Raw genomic sequence first — 24,080 nt, 5'->3', positions numbered from 1 at the left:
GGCGGGGGCGGGTGCCGCGGGGGCCGGGGCCGCCGGGGCGGCGGGGCCGGGCGCGGGGGCCGCGGGCGCGCTCTTGCGGGGCGCGAACCAGTCGCTGGGCTCCTTCGCCCTGGGCGCCTCTGCGGCGGCCTGCGGCGGCTCGGGCGCGGCCGGGGCGGGAGCCGGCTCCGGCTCGGGCTCCGGGGCCGGCGCGGGAGCGGACCGCTCCGGCTCGGCGGCGTCGTCCGCGGCGCCGGCGACGGGCTTGCGGACCACGACCGGCGGGATCGGCCGCGAACCCGGAATGTTGATGCGGATCCGGGTCGTCAGGGTGGTCTCGGTCTTGGGCTCCTCCGGCGGCGCGGCGGGCGCGCCGGGGCCCTCCTCCGGCGCGTCCTGCGTCGGGTGGAGCGACGGATACTGGCGGGATCCATAAGGCTGGGTTCCCGACGGGTAGGCGGCCCCGCCGCGCCCCTGGGCGCCGGAGGACGAACTGTCGGTCTCTCGACCAGTTTCACGACTCAAAGCAGGATCTCCCGGTTGGCTCCGCCGCCCGCTCTTGCTGATGCTCGTACTGTCCCGGGCGGTTCGGCGGCGCGCACCACCATACTGTCCGGCGCCGCCGGTTATCCGCTCGGTGCGGACTCCGGCCGCTCAGGGGTGGTCCGCGGGACGGTCTACGGGGTGCCCTGGGGCAGCCTGCTGACGGTGGCGCAGGCCACAGCGGCCGCCATGCCCCCGAAGAGGAAGAGCAGCTCGCCGATGCCGCCGCCGAAGAGCCCGTCGCCCTCGGGGCGGCCGAGGCTCAGCACGATGACGGCGAGGAGCCAGCCGCCGCCCGCGGCGGCGAGGCCGACCTGGTTGCCGGTGGCGCGCATGCCGCCGTAGAAGAGGGCGGCGGTGCCGAGGAGGGCGAGGAGCAGGCCGAGGGGGAGCCAGGCGGCCTGGACGAGGGCGCCGGCGGTGCCGGTGACGGCGCCGAGGACGAGGAGGCCGGCGTAGGCGGCGTACCGGGCGGCGGGGCTGGTCATCGGGCGGTCGCCTCCTCGGGGAGGCCCGCGAAGAGGTCGGTCTCGCGCTCGCCGGCCGGGGCGCCGGAGGTGCCGCGGACGAGTTCGTAGTACTCGGTGGTGAAGAGCGGCTGGCCGAGGTCGTTGGAGAGGGCGAACCAGGGGCCGTCGACGGCGACCTGGGTGGCGTGGGCGGCCATGGCGGCCCTCTTGCGGGCCGCGTACGAGGTCGCGGTGGCGAGGTCGCCGCCGTCGATCTCGGCGGTGATGCGGTCCTCGTCGACGACGCCGGGGACGTCGGCGAGGACGGCGTCCTTCGGGAAGGCGGAGCCCTCGGCGGCCAGCCGGGCGAAGCCGGCCTCGGCGACGGGGCGGGGCACCCGGTTCCAGTAGATCTTGGCGATGGTGTGGGCCGGGCCGAGGTCCGGGCGGTGGCCGGGGTCGGCGGCGAGGTCGGCGGCGCGCATGGCGACCCGGTGGGCCTGGATGTGGTCGGGGTGGCCGTAGCCGCCGTCGGGGTCGTAGGTGACGAGGACCTGCGGGCGGGTCTCGCGGATCACCTCGACCAGCGGGGCGGCGGCGGTGTCCACGTCGGTGTTCCAGAAGGCGTTCGCGCGCTCGTTCTGGGGGACGCCCATCATGCCGGAGTCGCGGAAGCGCCCCTCGCCGCCGAGGAAGCGGTGGTCGGTGACGCCGAGGGCGGCCATCGCGGCGGCGAGTTCGCCGACGCGGTGCGGTCCGAGGCGGTCCTCGCGGTCGGGGGCCAGATGGGCCAGGTCGGGCGGGATGACCTCGCCCTCCTCGCCCAGGGTGCAGGTGACCAGGGTGACAAGGGCGCCTTCGGCCGCGTACCGGGCCATGGTGGCGCCGTTGTTGATCGACTCGTCGTCGGGGTGCGCGTGCACGAGGAGCAGACGACGGGCGGGGAGATCGGTCATGGCCCCACCCTACGAGGCGGGGCCGCCGGTGACCGCCCGGGTCAGAACTTGATGCCGGCGATCATGCTCGCCACGTTGGTGGTGAGGGTGGTGATGGAGTCGGAGAGGGAGGAGCTGGCGAGGTAGAAGCCCAGGAGCGCGCAGACCACCGCATGACCGGCTTTGAGTCCGGATTTCCGGATCAGCAGGAAGACGACGATCGCCAGCAGCACCACCACGGAGATCGAGAGCGAGAGTGCCACGGCGGTTCACCTCCACCTTCGGTCGGGAATTCGAGCGGTTCGTGCGAGCGGGTCGGGCAGGGTTCGTGCGGGTGGTGCGTGCGCGCGGTGCGGTCCCCGGGCATGTGCCAGGGGTTCCCACGCGGGTGCATACCCACGGAGGGGCACCCACCAAGCGCTACGGATCATAACTATCCGTACCCGCGCATTGATCGGCGTACAGGCGCGCGAGGGGGCTCACAGCGCTACTTTCAGCCTTATGACCATGCCTCAGCAGTACTCGTCCGCCCCATCCGTGGGGCTCTCCTTCCCGCGTCTGCACGCCAGGACCCAGCGGTTCGGCCTGGGGGTGCCGCGCGGCTTCTCGGTCTCCCCGGACGGGGAGCGCGTCGCTTTCGTCCGCTCCGGCTCGGGCACCGACCGGACGCACGGGCTGTGGGTGCTCGACCTGCCGGCGGACGGCGGGGAGCCGGTGGAGCGGGTCGTCGCGGAGCCGTCCGCGCTGCTCGCGGGGGCCGAGGAGGAGCTGTCCCCGGAGGAGCGGGCCCGGCGCGAGCGGAGCCGCGAGGGGTCGGCGGGGATCGTCGGGTACGCGGTGGACGCGACGGTCGAGCTGGCGGCGTTCGCCCTGTCCGGGCGGCTGTTCACCGCCGAGCTGCGGGCCGGCACGGCGCGGGAGCTGCCGGTGCCGGGGCCGGTGATCGACCCGCGGCCCGCGCCGGACGGGCGGCGGGTGGCGTATGTGTCGGGCGGCGCGCTGCGGGTGGTCGGAGCGGACGGTTCCGGTGACACGGAACTGGCGGTTCCGGAGGACGGGCACACCACCTACGGATTGGCCGAATTCATCGCCTCGGAGGAGATGGGCCGGGACCGCGGCTTCTGGTGGTCTCCGGAGTCGGACCGGCTCCTCGTGGCCCGCGCCGACGACCGCGCGGTGCGCCGCTGGTACATCGCGGACCCGGCGCACCCGGAGCGCGAGCCGCAGCGGGTGGGCTATCCGGCGGCGGGGACGCCCAACGCGGAGGTGCGGCTCTTCCTGTACGGCCTCGACGGGTCCCGTACCGAGGTGGTGTGGGACCGGGAGCGGTTCCCCTACCTCGCGCGCGTGCACTGGTCCTCGGCGGGCGCGCCGCTGCTGCTGGTGCAGGCGCGGGACCAGCGCGACGCGCGGGTGCTCGCGGTGGACACGGCGTCGGGCACCACCGCGACGGTGCGGGAGGAGCGGGATCCGGCCTGGCTGGAACTGCTGCCGGGGGTGCCGTGCTGGTCGCCGGACGGGCAGCTGGTGCGGGTCGGCGACGAGAGCGGGGCGCGGGCGCTGACCGTGGGCGAGGAGCGGCTGACGGACGCCTCGCTGCACGTACGGGCGGTGCTCGACGTGGGCGCGGACGACGTGCTGGTGACGGCGTCTGCGGGCGAGGCGGCGGCGGAGCCGGAGACCGGCGAGGCCCATGTGTACCGGGTGTCGGCGCGGGGCGTGGAGCGGGTCTCGGAGGGCACGGGCTGGCACGGGGCGGTGCGCTGCGGCGCCGTGACCGTGCTGGTGTCCGCGCGGCCGGAGACGGCGGGCGCGGTGGCGCGGGTGCTGCGCGACGGCAAGCAGGTGGCGGTGGTGGGCTCGTCCGCGGTCGAACCGCCGCTGCGGGCCCGGCCGGTGTTCACGGAGGCGGGTGAACGGCGGATCCCCTGCGCGGTGCTGCTGCCGTCCTGGTACGAGGCGGGGCAGGGGCCGCTGCCGGTGCTGATGGATCCGTACGGCGGTCCGCACGGGCCCCGGGTGGTGGCCGCGCACAACGCGCACCTGACCTCGCAGTGGTTCGCCGAGCAGGGCTTCGCCGTGGTGGTGGCGGACGGCCGGGGCACCCCGTGGCGGTCGCCGGCCTGGGAGAAGGCGGTGCTGCGGGACTTCACGGTGACGCTGGAGGACCAGGTGGCGGCGGTACGGGCGCTGGCGGAGCGGTTCCCGCTGGACCTGGACCGGGTGGCGGTGCGGGGCTGGTCGTTCGGCGGCTATCTGGCGGGGCTCGCGGTGCTGCGCCGGCCCGACGTCTTCCACGCGGCGGTGGTGGGGGCGCCGGTGACCGACTGGCGGCTGTACGACACCCACTACACCGAGCGGTACCTGGGCACGCCCGGCGCGGATCCGGAGGTGTACGCGGCGCAGTCGCTGCTCACCGACGACGGTCTGGCGGCGCCGGAGGAGCCGGCCCGGCCGATGATGATCGTGCACGGTCTGGCCGACGACAACGTGGTGGTGGCGCACGCGCTGCGGCTGTCGTCGGCGCTGCTCGCGGCGGGCCGGCCGCACGAGGTGCTGCCGCTGTCGGGGGTGACGCACATGACCCCGCAGGAGCAGGTGGCGGAGAACCTGCTGCTGCTCCAGGTCGACTTCCTGAAGCGGTCGCTGGGGGGCTTCCCGGATCACCAGCCGGGCGGGCGCGGGTAGGGCGGCGGCGGGGTCGCCGCGGGGGCCCAGGGTGCGGGTGCGGCGTCGGGGGCGCCGCGCCCGGCCAGGAGGGCGAGGACGGCGGCCCCGGCGAGCGCCGCGTAGCCGGAGGTGGCGAGGCCGGGGACGTCGACCTCGGGGGCGGTGACGTACCAGACGTCGTAGTGGAGGTGGACGCGGACCAGCCGGGCGAGTTCGGCGAGGCCGCCGGTCAGGAGGAGGCCGCCGGCGAGGACGCCGAGGGGGCGGGTGTGGCGGGCGGCGGCGAGGGCGGAGCCGGCGGCGGTCAGGTAGAGGGCGACGAAGACGAGCGCGAGCCAGCCGGGCGGGACGCCGAGCGCGGCGCCGAGGACGGACCGGCCGCCGGTGAAGCGGTCGACGGCGAACCGGGGGTCGACCCGGGTGATCCAGCGGACCTCCTGGACCACCAGGACGAGGGCCGCGGCGATGAGCAGGAGGCCGGCGGCGACGGCCGGTCCGCGGTGCGGCCGGGTGGGGGTGCGCTCCTCGGGGGCGACGGGCGGGCGGCGGCCGGCGAGCGCGGTGACCAGGAGCCCGGCGGCGAGGGCGAGTTCGGTCAGGGCGGTGACGAGGGGGCCGGTGCCGTGGGTCCAGAGACCGGGGAGGCGGACGGCGAAGGCGACGGCGCCGGTGGCGGCGAGCGCCCCGGCGGCGTGCCGGGAGCGGAGGGCGGCGAGGGCGGTGCCGGCGGCGGCGAGGCAGAGGACCGGGTCGAGCAGGGTGGTGGCGGCCCGGATCCGGGAGAGCCGGAAGCGGTCGCCGGCCCAGTACCAGAACAGGTCCGCGGGCGAGCCGAGGGCGGCGAGGTCGCGCAGGATCCAGACGAAGGGGACGAGGGCGAGCCCGGCGGCGAGCGCGGCCCCGGTGAGACGTGCCGGTCGTGTCACAGTCACGCGGCCGATACTCACGGTCAGCGGCGACCGAAACAAGCGGTTCCGGCCAAGGGGCGGGGTGGACGTGACGGAGTAACGGCCGGCGGGGCTCCGGGGAGCCCCGCCGGCCGACGGCACCCGCACGGCCGCACGTTCAGCAGGATCCGATATCCGTATATCGGATCCGATTCCCCGCGGTTGCGGGGGCGTTAAAGGGTCTTCGGACTCCCCGGCTCCTCGGGGCCCTCGGGCCGCTCCTCCGCCGCCCCCGCCTCACGGGCCGCCTCCGCCGGGGCCGGACCCTCCGCCGGCGGCTCCGGGCGGGTGAGCGACTCCTCCGGCGGGACCACCTGCTTCTCCTCCGCGAAGTGGCAGGCCGAGTCGTGCTTGGCGGGGCTGTCGGTGAGGCGGAAGACGGCCGGGACGGCGAGCAGCGGGACCTCCAGCTCGCACCGCCGCTGCGCCTTCCAGCAGCGGGTGCGGAAGCGGCAGCCGGAGGGGATGTTGGCCGGGGAGGGCACGTCGCCGGTGAGGATGATCCGCTCGCGGTGGACGCGGGCCTCGGGGTCCGGCACGGGCACGGCGGAGAGCAGCGCCTGGGTGTAGGGGTGGGTGGGGTGGTCGTAGATCTGGGCGTCGGTGCCGATCTCCACGATCCGGCCGAGGTACATGACGCCCACGCGGTCCGAGATGTGTCGCACGATCGACAGGTCGTGGGCGATGAAGACGTACGAGAGGGAGAACTCGGACTGGAGCCGGTCCAGCAGGTTGACCACCTGCGCCTGGACGGAGACGTCGAGGGCGGAGACCGGCTCGTCGGCGACGATGATCTCGGGCTGGAGCGCGAGGCCGCGGGCGATGCCGATGCGCTGGCGCTGGCCGCCGGAGAACTGGTGCGGGTAGCGGTTGATGTACTCGGGGTTGAGACCGACGACGTCGAGGAGGTCCTGGACCTTGCGGCGCCGGTCCCCCTTGGGCGCGACCTCGGGGTGGATCTCGTACGGCTCGCCGATGATGTCGCCGACCGTCATGCGCGGGTTGAGCGAGGTGTACGGGTCCTGGAAGACCATCTGGATGTTGCGGCGGACGGCCTTGAGGGCGCGCGGGGACATCTTGGTGATGTCCTCGCCCTTGTACCGGATCGAGCCGGATGTCGGCCGCTCCAGGTTGACCAGCATCTTCGCGACGGTCGACTTGCCGCAGCCGGACTCGCCGACGATGCCGAGGGTCTCGCCGGCGGCGAGCTCGAAGTCGACGCCGTCGACCGCCCTGACCGCGCCGACCTGCTTCTTGAAGAGGATGCCCCGGGTCAGCGGGTAGTGCTTGTGCAGGTCCCGGACCTCGAGAATCGCCTCAGCCATGGAGGCACTCCTTCCAGAAGTGGCAGGCGCTGGAGCGCGGGACGGGCGACTCGGTGACCTCGTACAGCGGGGGCACGTCGGTGCGGCAGACGTCCTGGGCCATCGGGCAGCGCGGGTTGAAGGCGCAGCCGGGCGGGATGGCGAGCAGGTTGGGCGGCAGGCCCTTGATCGCGTACAGCTCCTGGCCCTTCTGGTCCAGGCGCGGGATGGAGTCGAGCAGGCCCCGGGTGTAGGGGTGGGCCGGGGCCTTGTAGATCTCGTGGACGGGGGCCCTCTCGACGATCCGGCCGGCGTACATGACGGCGATGTTGTCGGCGACGTCGGCGACCACGCCGAGGTCGTGGGTGATGAGGATGAGGCCCATGTTGAGCTCGCGCTGGAGCTCGGCGAGCAGGTCCATGACCTGGGCCTGGACGGTGACGTCGAGGGCGGTGGTGGGCTCGTCGGCGATGATCAGCTCGGGTTCGAGGGCGAGCGCCATGGCGATCATGATGCGCTGGCGCATGCCGCCGGAGAACTGGTGGGGGTACTGGCCGACGCGTTCCTTGGCGGCGGGGATGCGGACCCGGTCCATCAGCTCGACCGCCTTGGCCCGGGCGTCCTTCTTGCTCATCCCCTTGTGGACGACGAACATCTCGCCGAGCTGCTCGCCGACGCTGAGGACCGGGTTGAGGGAGGACAGGGCGTCCTGGAAGATCATCGCCATCTTGGCGCCGCGGACCTTCCTGCGCTCCTCCTCCTTGAGCTTGAGCAGGTCCTGTCCCTGGAAGAGGATCTCGCCGCCGGTGATCTTCCCGGGGGGCATGTCGAGGATGCCCATGACGGCCTGGGCGGTGACGGACTTGCCGGAGCCGGACTCGCCGAGGACGGCGAGGGTCTCCCCCGCGTCCACGGAGTAGTCGACGCCGTTGACCGCCTTCGCCACCCCGTCCCGGGTGTGGAACTCCACGTGCAGGTCGCGCACTTCGAGCAGCATGGGTCCCTACCTCAGCTTCGGGTCGAGGGCGTCGCGGACGGCGTCGCCGAGCATGATGAAGGCGAGCACGGTGACGGCGAGCGCTCCGGCCGGCCAGAGCAGCATGTGCGGGGCGTTGCGGATGTTCTGCGAGGCCGCGGAGATGTCGATGCCCCAGCTGACGGTGGGGGGCCGCAGACCGACGCCGAGGTAGGAGAGGGTGGCTTCCAGCGAGATGTACGTGCCGAGGGCGATCGTCGCGACGACGATGACGGGCGCCACGGCGTTGGGCGTGATGTGGCGCAGCATCATGCGGGCGTTCGAGGCGCCGAGGGCTCGCGCCGCCTGGACGTAGTCGTGCTGTTTGGCGGTGATGACGGAGCCGCGGGCGATGCGGGAGATCTGTGGCCAGCCGAGCAGGACCATGAAGCCGATGACCGGCCAGACGGTGCTGCTGGTGACGACGGACAGCAGGACGAGGCCGCCGAGGACGACGGGGATGGCGAAGAAGATGTCGGTGACCCGGGAGAGGATCGCGTCCCCCACGCCTCCGAAGAAGCCCGCGAGGCCGCCCAGGAGGCCGCCGAGCAGCGCCACCCCCGTGGTGGCGAGGACGCCGACGGTGATCGAGGTCCGTGCGCCGTAGACCGTTCGGGTGTAGACGTCACAGCCCTGCGAGTCGAATCCGAAGGGGTGGCCCGCCTGGGAGCCCTGCTGGGCCTTGGCGAGGTCGCAGTCGAGCGGGTCGCCGGACGCGATCAGGGACGGCCAGATGGAGATCACCACGAGGAAGGCGATGACCAGTCCGGCGATGATGAAGATCGGATTGCGCCGGAGATCCCGCCAGGCGTCGGACCAGAGGCTGCGGGGCTTCTTGTCGGGCCCGGTGCCCTCCGGCTCGCCGGGGGCCCGCTCGCCGGCGGTGCCCGGGGGGCGCGGTTCCAGCGTCTCGGCCTCGGCGGTGCCGAGGTCGGCCGCGCCTCCGGCGCCGGTGGATGCCACCGCGCGTCCTTCTTCGCCGTACGACTCAAGCGGCTCGAACTGCTCGGGCTCAGGCATAGCGGATCCTGGGGTCGAGGACGGAGTAGAGGAGGTCGACGAGCAGGTTCGCCACGAGGAAGACCAGCACGAGGACCGTGGTGAACCCGACGACGGTCTGGGTGTTCTGCCGGAGGATGCCCTGGTAGAGCTGGTAACCGACGCCGTGGATGTTGAAGATCCGCTCCGTGACGATGGCGCCTCCCATGAGGGCGCCGATGTCCGCGCCGATGAAGGTCACGACGGGGATGAGCGAGTTGCGCAGCAGATGCCGGGTGACCACCCGCCGCCGGGGCAGTCCCTTGGCCACGGCGGTGCGGACGTAGTCGGCGCGGGCGTTCTCGGCGACCGAGGTGCGCGTCAGCCTCGTCGCGTACGCGAGGGAGACGGAGGCGAGCACGATGCCGGGCAGGATCAGCTCGCTGAAGGGCGCGTCGGCGGAGACCGTGGGCGAGACCCAGCCCCACTTCACCCCGAACAGGTACTGGAGCACGTATCCGGTGACGAACGTCGGGATGGAGACCACGACGAGCGTGGTCATGAGGACGCCGGTGTCCACGGCACGCCCCCGGCGGAGGCCGCTGATCACGCCGAAGGTGATGCCGACGACGATCTCGATGAGGATCGCGACGATGGTCAGACGGAGGGTGACCGGGTAGGCGCTGGCGAGGAGTTCGGTGACCTCCTGGCCGTTGAAGGCGGTGCCGAAGTCTCCCGTGAACACGTTGCCCATGTACGTGAGGTATTGCTGCCAGACCGGCTTGTCGAGCCCGTACTCCTCCCTGAGCCGGGCGGCGGTGGCCGGATCGCAGGCCCGGTCGCCGCAGAGGCCGGCGATCGGGTCGCCCATCACGTTCACCATGAGGAACAGCAGCAGGGTCGCCCCGAAGAACACGGGGATCATCTGCAGCAGTCTGCGCATCACATACCGACCCACATCTCCTCCATGTCTGGGGCGTTTTGTCCTAATAGATATCAATTAACCAATGCGTGCACCTTTAGCGACATAACAAGGTGAATCGCCGACTCGGCCCCTAGGCTTCCCCTGCTCACCGCACGAGAGGATCGGATCCGAGATGACGAGAGCTCTTCGCAGGGCGCTGCCGTGCCTCGCCGCGCTGCTGGCGGTCGCCCCACTCCTGGCGGCGTCGCCGTCCTCCGCGCGCCCCGCGGAGGACGGCGATCCCTGGCGGTGCAGCCACGGAAGCAGCGCCAGCCCCCGGGGGCACGGGAGCCGTGACTCGCAGGTCACCTTCACCGATCCGGACAACGGCGAGCGGGTGGGGATGAGCTTCACCGCCGCGGACCAGCGCATCAGGCAGTGGAACCGCAGCGACGAGACGACGGACTACTACGGCCGCTTCTACTCCGGAAACCGCATCGTCCTGACCTGGCACTGGAACCTGGAGAAGGGCATGGCCGACCACACCTACCGGTTCGACCAGCCGCGCGGGCAGAAGGTGCAGCTGGAGGTGACCTTCTGGCAGCCGTCGAAGGGCGCGTGCGTCGACAACGGCGGCGTCACCTGAGCGGGCGACAGCTGACCGCCCTGGCCCTCCTCCTGGCGTGCGCCGCGTCCGGGTGCCTGGCTCCCGCCCTCCGTCCACGGCCGGCCGACGACCCGTCGGTCGGCTGTGCTCCGCTCTTCACCTGGGACGTGGACCGTCACTGGGATCTCGTCGCGCTGGACGGGCCCGCCTCCGTCGCGCCGGGCGACGTGCTGCACGCCGGCATGACGCCCCACCGTCCCCGCACCGCCACGGTCGCCCTTCCGGCCGGCGGCGGTGCGCCCGCGGCCGACGTGGTGATGGACGCGCTCGGCTCGGCGATCCGAGCGCCGCTCGCCGAGCCGGGACGGCGGACCGCCGAGGCGGCCCGGCCCGCGGACATCCGCTTCGAGGGCGCCGCCCGCCCCGTTTCCTACGCGGCACTTCGTTTCGTGACCGCCACGTTCCGCCACCGCTGCGCCGGCGATCCGGGCGTCCGGGGCGCCGGCCGCGTCCTGACCTGGGACACGGCCTCCCTCACCGTCGGCCTGGTGGACTGCGCCGCCCCACCGGAGCGGAACCCCGACAGCGAACCGGCGCGCCTGGCCGCGGAGCTGCGCTGCGCGGCGGACAGCGCGGCCCGGCTCACTTGACGGTGATCTGGTTGTAGACCGGCACGCTGAAGGGGTTCAGGGTGACGTTCTCCACCCGCTCCGCGTAGCCGGCGCTGCCGTTCTGGTACCAGAGCGGGATGGCCCCCATGTCGTCGCGGAGCACCTCCTCGGCCTGCTGGAAGATGCCGACCGCCTTGCTGATGTCGGTCTCCGCGTTGGCCTGGTCCACGAGCTTGTCGAACTCCTCGCTGGTGTACTTGCCGTCGTTGGACGAGGCGTTGGTGTAGTACAGCGGCTGGAGGAAGTTCTGGATGAGCGGGTAGTCCATCTGCCAGCCGGCCCGGAAGGGCCCGGTCATCTTCTGGGTGGTGACCTGGTTGCGGTAGTCGGCGAAGGTGCCGATGGGGTTGCCGACGCAGGCCGTGTTGTTGCCGAGGGCCCGGTTGATGGAGTTGCAGACCGCGTCCACCCACTCCTTGTGGGAGCCGGTGTCGGCGTTGTACGAGATCTTCATCGTGCCGCCGGGGATGCCGCCGCCCTCGGCGACCAGCTTCTTCGCCTGCGCGGCGTCGTACCTGCAGAAGTCGCCGCAGACGTCCTTGAAGCCGCCCTCCTCGCCGAGGACCGGGGAGGTCCAGTCGACGGCGGGGGTCCGGGTCTTCTGGAAGATCGTCTCGGTGATCTGCTCGCGGTCGATGGCCATCGAGAGGCCCTGGCGGAGCTTCTCCTGGCCCGGCTTGTTCCACGCGGGGTCGTAGAAGGGGAAGGAGAGGGTCTGGATGATGCCGGCCGGGGTGTTGATGTACCGGTCGCCGAGGTCGGCGGAGACGTTCTTGAGCTGGGCGGCGGGGACGTCGTCGACGAGGTCGAGGTTGCCGGCGATCAGGTCGGTGTACGCGGTGTTGTTGTCCGTGTAGACCTTGAGGGTGATGCCGCCGTTCTTGGCCTTGTCCTCGCCGGGGTAGTCGTCCCAGCGCTTGAGCTCCATCTGGGAGCCCTTGGCGTACGAGGAGATGGTGTACGGGCCGTTGCCGACGGGCTTCGCCAGCCAGCCGGCGTGGTCGTCGAAGAAGGACTGCGGGAGCGGCGCGAAGGCCGCGTAGCCGAGGGTGTCGGGCCAGGTCGAGAACTTCTGGGTGAGCTTGACCGTGAAGGTCTGGGGAGAGGTGACCTTGAGGCCGGACATGGTCTCGGCGGTGGGCTCGCCCTTCTCGGGGTGGACCTGGTCGTAGCCCTCGATCTGGCCGAAGAAGAAGGCGTTCTTCTGGTTGTTCTTCAGGTTCGCGCCGTAGTTCCAGGCGTCCACGAAGGACTGGGCGGTGACCTTCTCGCCGTTGGAGAAGGTCCAGCCGTCCTTGACGGTGATGGTGAAGTTGGTCGAGTCGGTCGTCTCGATCTTCTCGGCCAGCATGTCCTTGGCCTCGCCGGTCTTCGGGTCGTACTCCTTGAGACCGCGGAAGATCATCGACAGGACCTTGCCGCCCTGGACCTCGTTGGTGTTCGCCGGCTCCAGCGGGTTCTGCGGATCTCCCCAGGAGGAGCTCACGATGCCGTCGGCCCCTCCGCCGCCGCCACTGTCGTCACCGCCGCCGCAGGCGGTCGCCGCGAGGGCGACGGCGGTGGCCAGTGCGGCCCACTTGGCGTGCGTGGCTCCGCGCATGGAGTGCCTCCCGATTGTCCTAAGCGTGACTTAGGGCCCAATATCACCTCAATCGGGGCAGGGTCGCATCTTCATGACGACCGTTCGGGGAGGCGCCGCCCCCGGACACGACGGGTCACGGCTGCACCGGCGGCTCCGGGGAGCACTCCTGCTCGTGGTGCCGGGGGATGCTGCCCACCTGGCGTGGTGGGCGGCGGGCAGCCCGGTGGCTGCGCCGCGGCACACGTTGCCAGTCCCGCCGCGCCTTCCCGGCGTCCCGGGGGCCGGGACCCGTGCCGGGGCGGACGCGGTGGGGGCGGTGTGTCGTCGGTGGGCGAGGCGAGGAGAACCGGACGGGGGTGGCGTCCCGTCGGCCTCACGGGACGGGCTCCGGGACGCGGGACGGGAACGGGACGGCCGGCGGGCCGTCCCGTGGGACGCCGTCCTCCGTGCGGGACGCGGCGGGACACCCCGTACGACGGAAAGGGCCCCTCACACCCGGCGGGGGTGCGAGGGGCCCTGGTCCTTCAGACCGTCACGGTCGGTCAGCCCGCGTGGACGACGTCCCGCTCCTCGGCGAAGTGGCACGCCGACTCGTGGGCCGCCGGGGTGTCCAGGCCGCGGAAGTGCTCCGGGATCGCGAGCACCGGCTGCTCCGTGGCGCACTTCTCCTGGGCCTTCCAGCACCGGGTGCGGAAGCGGCAGCCCGACGGCGGGTTCGCCGGCGAGGGCACGTCGCCCGTGAGGATGATGCGGTCACGGTTGGCGCGGGCCTGCGGGTCCGGCACCGGCACCGCGGAGAGCAGCGCCTGGGTGTACGGGTGCGTGGGGTGGTCGTAGATCTCCTCGTCCGTACCGATCTCGGCGAGCTTGCCGAGGTACATGACGCCCACGCGGTCCGAGATGTGCCGGACGATCGACAGGTCGTGCGCGATGAAGATGTAGGACAGGTTGAACTCGTCCTGGAGCTTCTCCATCAGGTTGATGACCTGCGCCTGGACGGAGACGTCCAGGGCCGAGACCGGCTCGTCGCAGATGATGATCTCCGGGTTGAGCGCGAGGCCGCGGGCGATGCCGATGCGCTGGCGCTGACCGCCGGAGAACTGGTGCGGGTACCGGTTGATGTACTCCGGGTTGAGACCGACGACGTCGAGGAGCTCCTGCACCTTGCGGCGCCGGTCGCCCTTCGGGGCCACCTCGGGGTGGATGTCGAAGGTCTCGCCGATGATGTCGCCGACCGTCATGCGCGGGTTCAGCGAGGTGTACGGGTCCTGGAACACCATCTGGATGTTGCGGCGGACGGCCTTCAGCGCGCGGCCGGACAGCTTGGTGATGTCCTGGCCCTTGTAGAAGACCTCGCCCGCGGTGGCCCGCTCCAGGTTCATCAGGAGCTTGGCGACCGTGGACTTGCCGCAGCCGGACTCGCCCACGATGCCGAGGGTCTCGCCCTGGTAGAGGTCGAAGGAGACCCCGTCCACGGCCTTGACCGCGCCGACCTGCTTCTTGAAGAGGATGCCCTGCGTCAGCGGGAAGTGCTTCTGCAGGTTGCGCACCTGGAGGATCGGCTCGCCGCGCTCGACGGGGGCGTCGAGCGCCGCGGCCACGGCCTCGTCGTTCTTGCTGAGGTCAGCCATGGATCGTCTCCTTCCAGAAGTGGCAGGCGCTCTTGCGGCCCGGCAGATCCGCGCCGTCCTGCTCGGTGACCGGCACCAGGGCCGGGATCTCCGTACGGCAGAGGTCGGTGGCCTTGGGGCAGCGCGGGTTGAAGGCGCAGCCCGTCGGGACCTTGAGCAGGTTCGGCGGGAGGCCCTTGATCGCGTAGAGCTCCTGGCCCTTCTGGTCCAGGCGCGGGATCGAGTCGAGGAGACCGCGGGTGTAGGGGTGCGCCGGGCGGGCGTACAGCTCGTGCACGGGCGCCTGCTCGACGATCCGGCCGGCGTACATCACGGCGATCTTGTCCGCGACGTCGGCGACGACGCCGAGGTCGTGGGTGATCAGGATCAGACCCATGTTGTACTCGCGCTGGAGCTCCGCGAGGAGGTCCATGACCTGGGCCTGGACCGTCACGTCGAGAGCCGTGGTCGGCTCGTCGGCGATGATCAGGTCGGGCTCCAGGGCGAGCGCCATGGCGATCATGATGCGCTGGCGCATACCGCCGGAGAACATGTGGGGGTAGTCGCTGACCCGCGCCTTGGCGGCGGGGATCTTGACCTTGTCCATCAGTTCGATGGCCTTGACCTTGGCGTCCTTCTTGGACAGGCCCTGGTGGACGCGGAACATCTCGCCGAGCTGGTAGCCGACGGAGAGGACCGGGTTCAGCGAGGAGAGCGCGTCCTGGAAGATCATGGCGATCTTGCGGCCGCGGATCTTCCGGCGCTCCTCGTCGGACATCTTGAGCATGTCCTGGCCGCGGAACAGGATCTCGCCCTGCGGGATCTTGCCGGGCGGCATGTCGAGGATGCCCATGATGGCCTGGGCGGTGACGGACTTGCCGGAGCCGGACTCGCCGAGGACGGCGAGGGTCTCGCCGGCGTCCACCGAGTAGTTGACGCCGTTGACCGCCTTGGCCACACCGTCACGGGTGTGGAACTCGACGTGCAGGTCCTTGACTTCGAGCAGCGGTCCGTTGTGCTCGCCGCTCTCGCGCGGCGCCGGGACGGACGCGGTCTTGTTCATGGTGCTCACGGTTTACGCCCTCCTCAGCGCAGCTTGGGGTCGAGGGCGTTGCGAACGGCTTCGCCGAGCATGATGAACGCCAGGACGGTGAGGCTCAGCATGATCGACGGGTACAGCAGGATGTGCTGCGACGTCCGGATCGCCTGAACACCGGCGGAGATGTCGAGACCCCACGAGACGGTCGGGGACGCGAAGCCGAGACCCAGGTAGGACAGGGTCGCCTCGGCCGAGATGTAGCCGCCGAGCGCGATGGTGGCGACGACGATCACCGGGGCCATGGCGTTCGGCAGGATGTGCCGGAACAGGATCCGGCTGGTGCCGGCGCCGAGGGCCTTGGCGGCGTGGACGTAGTCGGCCTGCTTGACCGTGATCACGGCGCCGCGCATGACGCGGGCCATCTGCGTCCAGCCGAGGAAGGCGAGGGCGAAGACGACGACCATGATGGTGCGGTCGGTGAACGCCTGCAGGACGACCATGGCGCCGAGCAGGAAGGGGATGCCGAAGAAGATGTCGGTGATCCGGGAGAGGAGCGCGTCGATCCAGCCGCCGAAGTAGCCGGCGATCATGCCCATGGCGCCGCCGACGAGGGTGACGATCAGGGTGACCAGGATGCCGACGATGACCGAGGCACGGGTGCCGTAGATCAGGCGGGCGTAGACGGAACGGCCCTGGATGTCGTAGCCGAGCCAGCCCTCGGAGCCGATGTTGGTCAGCTCCGGCTTGCCGACGTAGTGCTTCACCAGGTCGCCCGTGGTGGGCGAGGCGCTGGTGAACATCCCCGGGAACGCCGCGATGAGCAGCAGGAAGAAGATGAGCACCGACGACACGAGGAAGTACGGGTTGCGGCGCAGGTCGCGCCAGGCGTCGCCCCACAGCGAGCGGGGCTTCTCGTGCTTGGCCTGGGGCGCGGGCGCGTCCACCGAGGGGGTGGCGACGGCGTCCGCGGTCGCGGTCTTGGTCACGTCAGGCATACCGGATCCTCGGGTCCAGGACCGCGTACAGCAGGTCGATGAGCAGGCTGGTGACGAGGTAGACGACCACCAGCACGGTGACGAGGCCGACGAGGGTGGAGCCCTCGCGGCGGGTGATCGACTCGTAGATCAGACCACCGACACCCTTGACGTTGAAGAGGCCCTCGGTGACGACCGCGCCGCCCATGAGGGCGCCGATGTCGGTGCCGAGGAAGGTGACGACCGGGATCATCGAGTTGCGCATCAGGTGGACGCCGATGATGCGACGCTTCGGCAGGCCCTTGGCGACGGCCGTGCGCATGTAGTCGGCCCGCAGGTTCTCGGCCATCGAGGTGCGGGTGAGCCGCGCCACATAGGCAAGCGAGAGGCCACCGAGGACGATGGCTGGGGCGATCATCTCGGAGAACAACTGGTCGTTGCTGACGTTCGGCTGGATCCATTCGAGCTGGAAGGCGAACACCATCTTGATGATGAAGCCGAGCACGAAGACCGGGATCGAGATGATCAGCAGCGTGAAGATCAGGATCGCGTTGTCGGCGAGCCGGCCGGCACGGAGGCCGGCGATGATGCCGAGGCCGATGCCGAAGATGAGCTCGAACGCGAAGGCCATGGCCGCCAGTTGGATGGTGACGGGGAACGCGTCGCCCAGCACCTCGGTCACGGGGCGATCGTTGCGGATCTGCGTCCCGAAGTCGAAGTGCAGGATGATGCCGGTCATGTAGTCCCAGTACTGCTTCCACAGTGGCTGGTCGAGACCGAGCTTGTGCCTGATCGCCTCGATGGTCGACGGGCTCGCGCCCTTGTCGCCGAACAGACCGGCCACGGGGTCGCCGGGCAGGCTGTAGACCATGAGGAAGATCAGCAGGGTTGTCCCGAAGAAGACCGGGATCATCTGGAGCAGTCGTCGTGCGACATAGCGCCCCATCATGCCTCCGTTGAGATGTGACGGCCGCAGCCGACGGGCCCTCCCCCGGCATGGCTGCCCGCTTTCGGACAGCGTGATGCCACGGAAGGGCCCCCCAGCCACTGCGTAAGGCACCGTAACGGGACTTGACGATCCGTCAAGTCCCGTGACGGCATGCGGACTACGCTCGGGTGATTACTTCTGCTTGACCTCGACGCCGGTCAGGATCGGGTCGCCGTCCTGGCCGTACGCCACACCGGAGACGTTCTCCGAGTAGCCCGCGTTGACCTTGTAGTACCAGAGCGGGATGGACGGCATGTAGTTCACCAGGTCCTTCTCGATCGCCTGGTACTCCTTCACCGACTCCTCGAGGGTCTTGGCGGAGTCGGCCTTGGCGATCTTGGCGTCCAGCTCCTTGTTGGAGAAGCCGCCCTGGTTGCCGCCCGCACCCGTGCGGAACAGGTCCGAGATGAAGTTGGCGTTCACCGGGTAGTCGAGCACCCAGCCGGAGCGGTACAGGGACTTGACCTGCTGGTTCTTACGAGCCTGGAGGTCGGCCTGGAAGTCCGGCTTGCCGTCGCCGACGCACTCGACGTTGGTGGCCTGGGTGATGGAGTTGCAGACAGCCTCCACCCACTCCTTGTGACCGCCGTCGGCGTTGTACTGGATGGAGATCTTGTTGTTCGGGACGCCGCCGCCGGCCTTGATGAGCTCCTTGGCCTTGGCGGGGTCGAACTTGGTGACGTCGACCGCGTTCGGCTGGTAGCCGAGCACGCCCTGGGCGACCCAGCCGGTGGCGGGCTCGCGGGTGCCGTTGAGCACCGTCTTGGTGATCGTGGCGCGGTCGATGGCCATCGACAGGCCCTGGATGACCTTCGGGTCGACCTGCTTCGGCTTCTTCCACTGGTCGGCGTAGAAGGCGACGGCGACCGTCTGGATCGCGGAGTACGCCTGGTCCACGGCGCGGTCGCCGAGGTCCGAGCGGTAGACCGGCAGGTCCTTCGGGGCGAGCTGACGCAGGACGTCGACGTTGCCCGACTTCAGGTCCTCGTACGCGGCCTCGAGGGTGGTGTAGTTCTTGAAGACCACACCGCCGTTCTTCGCCTTGTTCGGACCGGTGTAGTCGTCGTAACGGACGATCTCGATCTGCTTCTTGTGGTCCCAGCTCTTGAACTTGTAGGGACCGTTGCCGACCGGCTTCTGGCCGGCGGCCTCCGGGTCCTTGAAGAAGGACTCCGGGAGCGGGGCGAAGGAGATGTAGGCGAGCTTGTGGGCGAAGTACGGAACCGGCTTCGCGAGCTCGATGGTGAAGGTGTTCTCGTCGAGGACCTTCAGGCCGTCCAGGGTCTTGGAGGTGGGCTTGGCGCCCTCCGCCTCCGGGTGGACCTTCTCGAAGCCCTTGATGTCGGCGTACCAGGAGGCGAGGCCCTGGGCGTTCTCGACGTTGGCGTTCCAGTTCCACGCGTCCACGAAGGACTTCGCGGTGACCGGGGTGCCGTCGTGGAACTTCCAGCCCTTCTTGAGCTTGACGGTCCACAGCTTCGAGTCGGTGGTGGTGACCGACTCGGCGTTGATCATCTCGAGCGAGCCGTCGGCCTTGTAGTCGACCAGGGTCGAGAACAGGCCGGCCATGACGATGGAGCCGTTGGACTCCATGGTGTCACCGGTCAGCAGCGGCTTCTCCGGCTCGCCGACCTCGATCGAGAAGATGCCGTTCGGGTCGACCTTGCCCTTGGCGTCGTTGCCGCCTTCGCTCTTGCCCCCGCCACAGGCGGTCGCAGCCAGGGCGACGATGATCGCGCCCGTTACCCACTTGGCGCTCTTGGCACCGCGCATGGGTTTCCTCCTCATGAGTCCACTTGTCACTACAAGAAGGGCACTTCGAGACCTGCCGACACCCCTGACGGCGTTGATCCCCCGGTACCCCGAGTGTGCTCGTGAGTCGGCACTCCCCACAGTGCGTGACCCATTGACCCGAGCTCAATGGAGCCAACTATTAAGTACGTCCGGGCCGTAAACCACACTTAAGTGGTCTCGTTTTGACAACATCACCTTGGCCGCGAAGACCGAAATCCGGACAAACTGAGCACAGACAGACACCCCCGAAACGGACCGTTAACACACGTACCGGAGAGCGATGACCGGATTCCGGACGCCCGGCCGGGGCAATGCGTTTGACGAAAAGGGCCTGGCCACTCGCACATTGTGCGAGTGGCCAGGCCCTTCGTGTGAGATGCGGCTCAGCCGATCCCGGAGGTCGTCCGCCGGCCGTCAGGCCGACGGCGCGCCTCAGGCGTTCTTGGCGCGCGAGGCGGAGCGGGCGCGCTCCTTCTGGTCCAGGACGACCTTGCGGATGCGGACGGCCTCCGGGGTCACCTCGACGCACTCGTCGTCGCGGCAGAACTCCAGGGACTGCTCCAGGGAGAGCTTGCGCGGCGGGACGATCGCCTCGAACGAGTCGGCCGACGAGGACCGCATGTTCGTGAGCTTCTTCTCCTTGGTGATGTTCACGTCCATGTCGTCGGAGCGCGAGTTCTCGCCGACGATCATGCCCTCGTACACCTCGGTGCCGGGGTCGGTGAACAGGACGCCGCGCTCCTGGAGGTTGGTCATCGCGAAGGCGGTGACGGCGCCGGCGCGGTCGGCGACCAGGGAGCCGTTGTTACGGGTCTGGAGCGGGCCGAACCACGGCTCGTGGCCCTCGTGGATCGAGTGCGCGATGCCGGTGCCGCGGGTCTGGGTGAGGAACTCGGTACGGAAGCCGATGAGGCCGCGGGACGGCACGACGAACTCCATGCGGACCCAGCCGGAGCCGTGGTTCGACATGTTGTCCATGCGGCCCTTGCGGACGCCCATGAGCTGGGTGACGGCGCCCATGTGCTCCTCGGGCACGTCGACCGTGAGGCGCTCGACGGGCTCGTGGATCTTGCCGTCGACCTCCTTGGTGACGACCTGGGGCTTGCCGATGGTGAGCTCGAAGCCCTCGCGGCGCATCTGCTCGACCAGGATGGCGAGCGCGAGCTCACCACGGCCCTGGACCTCCCAGGCGTCCGGGCGCTCGGTCTCGAGGACGCGGAGCGAGACGTTGCCGATCAGCTCGCGGTCCAGGCGGTCCTTCACCTGACGGGCGGTGACCTTGCGGTCCTTCACGGCCGACTTGGCGTCGGCGCCCTTGCCGGTGCCGCCACGGCCGACGAGCGGCGAGGTGTTGGTGCCGATGGTCATGGAGATGGCCGGCTGGTCGACCGTGATCAGCGGGAGCGCGACCGGGTTCTCCGGGTCGGCCAGGGTCTCGCCGATCATGATGTCGGGGATGCCGGCGACGGCGCAGATGTCACCGGGGCCGGCGACCTCGGCCGGCTTGCGGGTGAGCGCCTCGGTCATCATCAGCTCGGTGATGCGGACGTTGGAGATCGTGCCGTCCCGCTTGATCCACGCGACCGTCTGGCCCTTGCGCAGCTCGCCCTGCTCGACGCGGAGCAGCGCGATGCGGCCGAGGAAGTTGTCGGCGTCGAGGTTGGTGACGTGGGCCTGGAGCGGCGCGTCCTCCTCGTACGACGGGGCCGGGACGTGCTCCAGGATGGTGGAGAAGAAGGGCTCCAGGTTGTCGGAGTCCTGCGGGACCGTGCCGTCGGCGGGCTTGGTCAGCGAGGCGACGCCGTCGCGGCCGCAGGCGTAGACGATCGGGAACTCGATCTGGTCCTCGTCGGCGTCCAGGTCCAGGAAGAGGTCGTAGGTCTCGTTGACGACCTCGTCGATCCGGGAGTCCGGGCGGTCCGTCTTGTTGATGCAGAGGATGACGGGCTTGCGCTGCTGGAGGGCCTTGCGCAGCACGAAGCGGGTCTGCGGGAGCGGACCCTCGGAGGCGTCCACCAGGAGGACGACGGCGTCGACCATCGACAGACCGCGCTCGACCTCGCCGCCGAAGTCGGCGTGGCCGGGGGTGTCGATGATGTTGATCGTGATCGGGGCCCCGCCGTCCTTGGGGTGGTACTTCACCGCCGTGTTCTTGGCGAGGATCGTGATGCCCTTCTCACGCTCCAGGTCGTTCGAGTCCATCATGCGGTCGTCGAGCTGCTGGTGGGCGGCGAAGGCACCGGCCTGCTTGAGCATGGCGTCGACGATGGTCGTCTTGCCGTGGTCGACGTGGGCGACGATGGCGACGTTACGGATGTCGTGGCGCGTGGGCATGGGTGGCTTGCGCTTCTCTCGGATCGTGGGAATCGGCGTCAGTTCCTCTTACGCCCGCCGGGCGGACGCGCCACGGCTATGTCCTATGGTACGGGGCCGCCGTGCAAGGGGCTTCCCCGGATCGATCCGAGAGGGTCTACTGGGACGTTTCAGGGTGGGTCACAGGGTGTGGGGAAAGTCATGCCGCCCGGGTCAAGGGGCCGACGCGATCCTGCCCGCCGGGATCACCGGCGGGCAAGGAACTTGAGCTGGTTCTGAGGTTGTGACCTGTGGTTTCAGCGATTCGACGGGCTACCCTTGGTCGTTTCGCTCTTCTTGAAACCGATGTCCTGGTACTGGGGGGCGGCGAAGCCCCAGGCGCCGGCGTTCACCACGTCGCTCCTGGCCGCCACCAGCTGGGGGCGCTGGTAGAGCGGGATGGAGCCGGCCGCGGCCCAGATCCGGGCGTCGGCCTGGCGGATCAGGTCGCCCGCCTCCTCCTCGTCGAGGGTGGCGGCCGCCTGGTCGAAGAGCTGGTCGATCCGGTCCGTGCCGACCCGCGAGTAGTTCTGCTCGACCAGCAGGGAGCCGTCCGAGGCGGGCTCGGGCTTGGCGAAGATCGGCCGGGCGTCGGTCGCCGGGTAGGCGGAGGCGGGCCAGGAGTAGAGGGCCAGGTCGTAGTCGCCGGAGGCGATGTGGTCCTTGAAGAAGCTCTCGTCCGAGACCTTGGTGATCTCGGTACGGATCCCGACCGCGTCGAGCATCCGGACGATCCGGTCGCCGACCGCCCGCAGCGTCTCCGATCCGGGTCCCGAGGGCAGGACGAAGCGGAGGCTGAGGGCCTTGCCGTCCTTGCCGAGGGCCTGGGAGGCGGCGGGGACGGCGGCCGGGGCGGCGCTGCCCATGGGGGCGTAGGCGCCGGCGACGCCCTTGTCGGGCTTGCCGTTGCCGGGCTGGGCGGCGGCGCGGGCGCCGGTGTCGAGGGCCTCGGCGCGGGCGAGGAGGGCGGCGCTCTCCCGGGCGGCGGCGGGGGCCGGGGCGAGGACCCGGGTGCTCTCGGGGCCGCCGGGGCCGATCCGGGGGGCGGCGGGGAGTTCGCCGGGCTTGTCGTCGCCGACGATGTAGAGGCCGTCGTTCGAGGCGGTGTCGCCGCTCTCCGCCTTCTTCTTGGCGTCGGTCTCCCGCTCCGCGGTCTTCTTCCCGGTCTGCGTCCCGGTCTTCTTCTCCGCCTCGGAGCCGGCCTCGGTGCCGGCCGGCTTCCGCTGGGCGCCGCCGGGGACCCAGCCGGCGTCGGCGAGGAGCGCGCGGGCCTCCTTGGTGTCCTGGTCGCCGAGGGCGTCGCTGCTGTCGGCGTAGGCGGCCTGGCCGGCCAGGGCGAGGTGGCTGCCGGGCGGGTCGGCCGGGAGGCCGAGCGGCTTGAGCACGGATTCGGCCAGTTCTCGGCGGTCGATGGCGCGGGCGACCGCGCGGCGGACCCGCTCGTCGGCGAGCGGCCCGGACTCGCCGTTGAGGGAGAGCTGGGTGTAGGCGGGCTCCAGGGACTTGCGGACGACGTAGCCGGCGAGGGTGTCCTGGGCCTTGGCGTAGCGGGCGACGGCGGCCTGGTTCTCGGCGCGGGCGGCCCTGACCTCCTCGGCCAGCTCCTCGTCGGCGCCGTGGGCGAGCGCCCAGGAGCCGAGGGCCTTGCCGGGGGTGATCGCGGAGCCGGGGCCGTGCAGCCGGGCGGCCTGGGCGCCGCTGCGGCCGGCCTCGGCGTCCTTGAGGGCGAGGGCGATCCGCTCGGCGGTGGACCGGTCGATCTCGGCCAGGTCGAGCTTCCCTGCGGCCAGGGCGGCCTCGCGGCCGGCGCGCGGGACGGCCCGCAGGACGAGGCTGTCGAGCTTGGCGGGCTGGCCCCACCAGCGGGGGTTGCGGGCGAGGGTGAGGTCGCCGGTCTTCCGGTCCACCTTGCTCAGGAGGAACGGTCCTGCGGTGGCCTTGAGGGTGGTGCGGGCGCCGTCGTTGAAGGAGTTCGGGGAGCCCATCACCTGCTTGGGGTAGAGGGGGGTGAAGAGGGAGCGCCAGTCGGCGTAGGGCTTGGCGAAGGTGACCCGTACCTCCAGGTCGTTCTTGCCCTTCTCGATCTTCTCGATCCGCTCGTAGCCGGCGTTCCTGGCCGTCCAGTAGGCGGTGTCGCGGCCGCTGAGGGCGCGCCACTGGGCGACGAAGTCGGCGGCGCCGATCTCGCGCCCGTCGCTCCAGACGGCCTGCTGGTTGAGCTTGTAGAGGACGACCTGGCGGGGCTCGGTCTCGACGACCTCGGCGGACTCCAGGTAGTCGGGGTTGAGCCGGGGCCGGCCGCGCTCGTCGAGGGTGTGCAGGGCGGGCAGGACGGCGCCCGCGACGCGGCCGGTGGTGGCGTCGGCGTCGGCCTGGAAGGCGTTGAAGGTGGCCGGCAGGGCGTCCACCGCCCAGCGCAGGGTGCCGCCGTCGTCGACCAGGGCGCGCGCGGTGGGCGCGTGGTCCTGGGCGGCGGCCGGGGCGGCGTCGGCGTCCTCGTCGGAGCTGCATCCGGCGAGGACGGTGACGGCGAGGACCGCGCTGGTGAGAGTGGCGACGGAGCGGAGGGTCCGGGAGCGGGGGCTCCTGGACGGACCGGCCCATGTCCTCCCCTGGGGGGCGCCGACCTGGGACATGCTTTTACCCCTTCGTCCGTTTTTGTGCCATTTGGAGATGATCAGATCGCTTGGTCATCCCACTGAACGGCACCCGGCGGACGCGGCCCCGCCGACACGGCGG

At 70.7% G+C, this 24,080-nt stretch carries 18 protein-coding genes and 2 pseudogenes; 3 read left to right on the top strand and 17 right to left on the bottom strand.

Annotated elements, in window-relative coordinates; translation table 11 throughout:
- The 4 genes and pseudogenes from IF73_RS42190 to IF73_RS0123750 form a co-directional block, all read right to left on the bottom strand.
- Positions 1 to 504, bottom strand: a pseudogene (locus IF73_RS42190) (hypothetical protein); the annotation flags it as partial.
- Positions 505 to 656: 152 nt separating this feature from the next.
- Positions 657 to 1,010, bottom strand: a complete 354-nt coding sequence (locus IF73_RS0123760) for a DUF6113 family protein (protein WP_031011429.1) — start codon at positions 1,008 to 1,010, stop codon at positions 657 to 659.
- A complete protein-coding gene (gene mshB, locus IF73_RS0123755) occupies positions 1,007 to 1,927 on the bottom strand; it encodes an N-acetyl-1-D-myo-inositol-2-amino-2-deoxy-alpha-D-glucopyranoside deacetylase (protein WP_031011428.1) in 921 nt (306 codons plus the stop codon). Before mshB ends, IF73_RS0123760 begins: the two co-directional genes overlap by 4 nt.
- 41 nt (positions 1,928 to 1,968) lie before the next feature.
- Positions 1,969 to 2,169 (bottom strand): hypothetical protein, encoded by a 201-nt coding sequence (locus tag IF73_RS0123750; protein WP_030496019.1) that lies wholly within the window; start codon positions 2,167 to 2,169, stop codon positions 1,969 to 1,971.
- A gap of 244 nt (positions 2,170 to 2,413) precedes the next feature.
- On the opposite strand from IF73_RS0123750, the gene IF73_RS0123745 reads away from it, so the two are divergent.
- Positions 2,414 to 4,594 (top strand): prolyl oligopeptidase family serine peptidase, encoded by a 2,181-nt coding sequence (locus tag IF73_RS0123745; protein ID WP_420706580.1) that lies wholly within the window; start codon positions 2,414 to 2,416, stop codon positions 4,592 to 4,594.
- On the opposite strand, the gene IF73_RS0123740 is transcribed toward IF73_RS0123745, so the two are convergent.
- From IF73_RS0123740 to IF73_RS0123720, 5 genes and pseudogenes are all read right to left on the bottom strand, one after another.
- Positions 4,570 to 5,508, bottom strand: coding sequence for a hypothetical protein (locus IF73_RS0123740; protein WP_031011424.1), 939 nt, complete (start codon positions 5,506 to 5,508; stop codon positions 4,570 to 4,572). The genes IF73_RS0123745 and IF73_RS0123740 overlap by 25 nt on opposite strands.
- A 188-nt stretch (positions 5,509 to 5,696) precedes the next feature.
- Positions 5,697 to 6,884: pseudogene (locus tag IF73_RS0123735) on the bottom strand (ABC transporter ATP-binding protein); the annotation flags it as partial.
- The gene (locus IF73_RS0123730; RefSeq protein WP_031011420.1) at positions 6,841 to 7,824 is read right to left on the bottom strand and encodes an ABC transporter ATP-binding protein; all 984 of its coding nucleotides are present in this window, start codon (positions 7,822 to 7,824) and stop codon (positions 6,841 to 6,843) included. The gene IF73_RS0123730 and the pseudogene IF73_RS0123735, both read right to left, overlap by 44 nt.
- Positions 7,825 to 7,830: 6 nt before the next feature.
- Positions 7,831 to 8,862, bottom strand: coding sequence for an ABC transporter permease (locus IF73_RS0123725; RefSeq protein ID WP_031011418.1), 1,032 nt, complete (start codon positions 8,860 to 8,862; stop codon positions 7,831 to 7,833).
- Positions 8,855 to 9,778 carry an ABC transporter permease gene (locus tag IF73_RS0123720; RefSeq protein WP_031011416.1) on the bottom strand — a complete coding sequence of 308 codons (924 nt, stop codon included), beginning with the start codon at positions 9,776 to 9,778 and terminating at the stop codon, positions 8,855 to 8,857. Before IF73_RS0123720 ends, IF73_RS0123725 begins: the two co-directional genes overlap by 8 nt.
- 139 nt (positions 9,779 to 9,917) lie before the next feature.
- Between IF73_RS0123720 and IF73_RS0123715 the strand changes: the two genes are divergently transcribed.
- The gene (locus IF73_RS0123715) at positions 9,918 to 10,370 is read left to right on the top strand and encodes a hypothetical protein (RefSeq protein ID WP_031011414.1); all 453 of its coding nucleotides are present in this window, start codon (positions 9,918 to 9,920) and stop codon (positions 10,368 to 10,370) included.
- 128 nt (positions 10,371 to 10,498) lie between these two features.
- On the top strand, positions 10,499 to 10,981 hold the full coding sequence (locus IF73_RS0123710; RefSeq protein WP_031011405.1) for a hypothetical protein: 483 nt from the start codon (positions 10,499 to 10,501) through the stop codon (positions 10,979 to 10,981).
- Here IF73_RS0123710 and IF73_RS0123705 read toward each other — a convergent pair.
- The 8 genes from IF73_RS0123705 to IF73_RS0123670 all read right to left on the bottom strand — a co-directional run bounded on the left by IF73_RS0123705 (position 10,974) and on the right by IF73_RS0123670 (position 23,977).
- A complete protein-coding gene (locus IF73_RS0123705) occupies positions 10,974 to 12,602 on the bottom strand; it encodes a peptide ABC transporter substrate-binding protein (RefSeq protein ID WP_031011403.1) in 1,629 nt (542 codons plus the stop codon). The two genes, IF73_RS0123710 and IF73_RS0123705, sit on opposite strands and share 8 nt — an antisense overlap.
- Positions 12,603 to 13,126: 524 nt before the next feature.
- The gene (locus IF73_RS0123700; protein ID WP_031011401.1) at positions 13,127 to 14,215 is read right to left on the bottom strand and encodes an ABC transporter ATP-binding protein; all 1,089 of its coding nucleotides are present in this window, start codon (positions 14,213 to 14,215) and stop codon (positions 13,127 to 13,129) included.
- Positions 14,208 to 15,257, bottom strand: coding sequence for an ABC transporter ATP-binding protein (locus tag IF73_RS0123695; RefSeq protein WP_402310973.1), 1,050 nt, complete (start codon positions 15,255 to 15,257; stop codon positions 14,208 to 14,210). The genes IF73_RS0123700 and IF73_RS0123695 overlap by 8 nt, the downstream gene beginning before the upstream one ends.
- Before the next feature lie 23 nt (positions 15,258 to 15,280).
- Positions 15,281 to 16,228, bottom strand: coding sequence for an ABC transporter permease (locus IF73_RS0123690; RefSeq protein ID WP_031011397.1), 948 nt, complete (start codon positions 16,226 to 16,228; stop codon positions 15,281 to 15,283).
- Positions 16,221 to 17,153, bottom strand: a complete 933-nt coding sequence (locus tag IF73_RS0123685; RefSeq protein ID WP_031011396.1) for an ABC transporter permease — start codon at positions 17,151 to 17,153, stop codon at positions 16,221 to 16,223. Before IF73_RS0123685 ends, IF73_RS0123690 begins: the two co-directional genes overlap by 8 nt.
- Positions 17,154 to 17,327: 174 nt before the next feature.
- Entirely contained in the window at positions 17,328 to 18,968 is a 1,641-nt protein-coding gene (locus IF73_RS0123680) for a peptide ABC transporter substrate-binding protein (RefSeq protein ID WP_031011394.1), read from the bottom strand.
- Between the two features lie 453 nt (positions 18,969 to 19,421).
- Positions 19,422 to 21,323 carry a translational GTPase TypA gene (gene typA, locus IF73_RS0123675; protein ID WP_031011392.1) on the bottom strand — a complete coding sequence of 634 codons (1,902 nt, stop codon included), beginning with the start codon at positions 21,321 to 21,323 and terminating at the stop codon, positions 19,422 to 19,424.
- A 275-nt stretch (positions 21,324 to 21,598) separates the two neighbouring features.
- Positions 21,599 to 23,977, bottom strand: coding sequence for an ABC transporter family substrate-binding protein (locus IF73_RS0123670; RefSeq protein ID WP_031011390.1), 2,379 nt, complete (start codon positions 23,975 to 23,977; stop codon positions 21,599 to 21,601).
- Positions 23,978 to 24,080 lie beyond the last annotated feature (103 nt).

It is taken from the genome of Streptomyces sp. NRRL F-5727, assembly GCF_000719555.1.
Taxonomy (GTDB): Bacteria; Actinomycetota; Actinomycetes; order Streptomycetales; family Streptomycetaceae; genus Streptomyces.
Note: the sequence above shows the minus strand (reverse complement) of the source record. Positions and strands in the feature narration are given on the sequence as shown.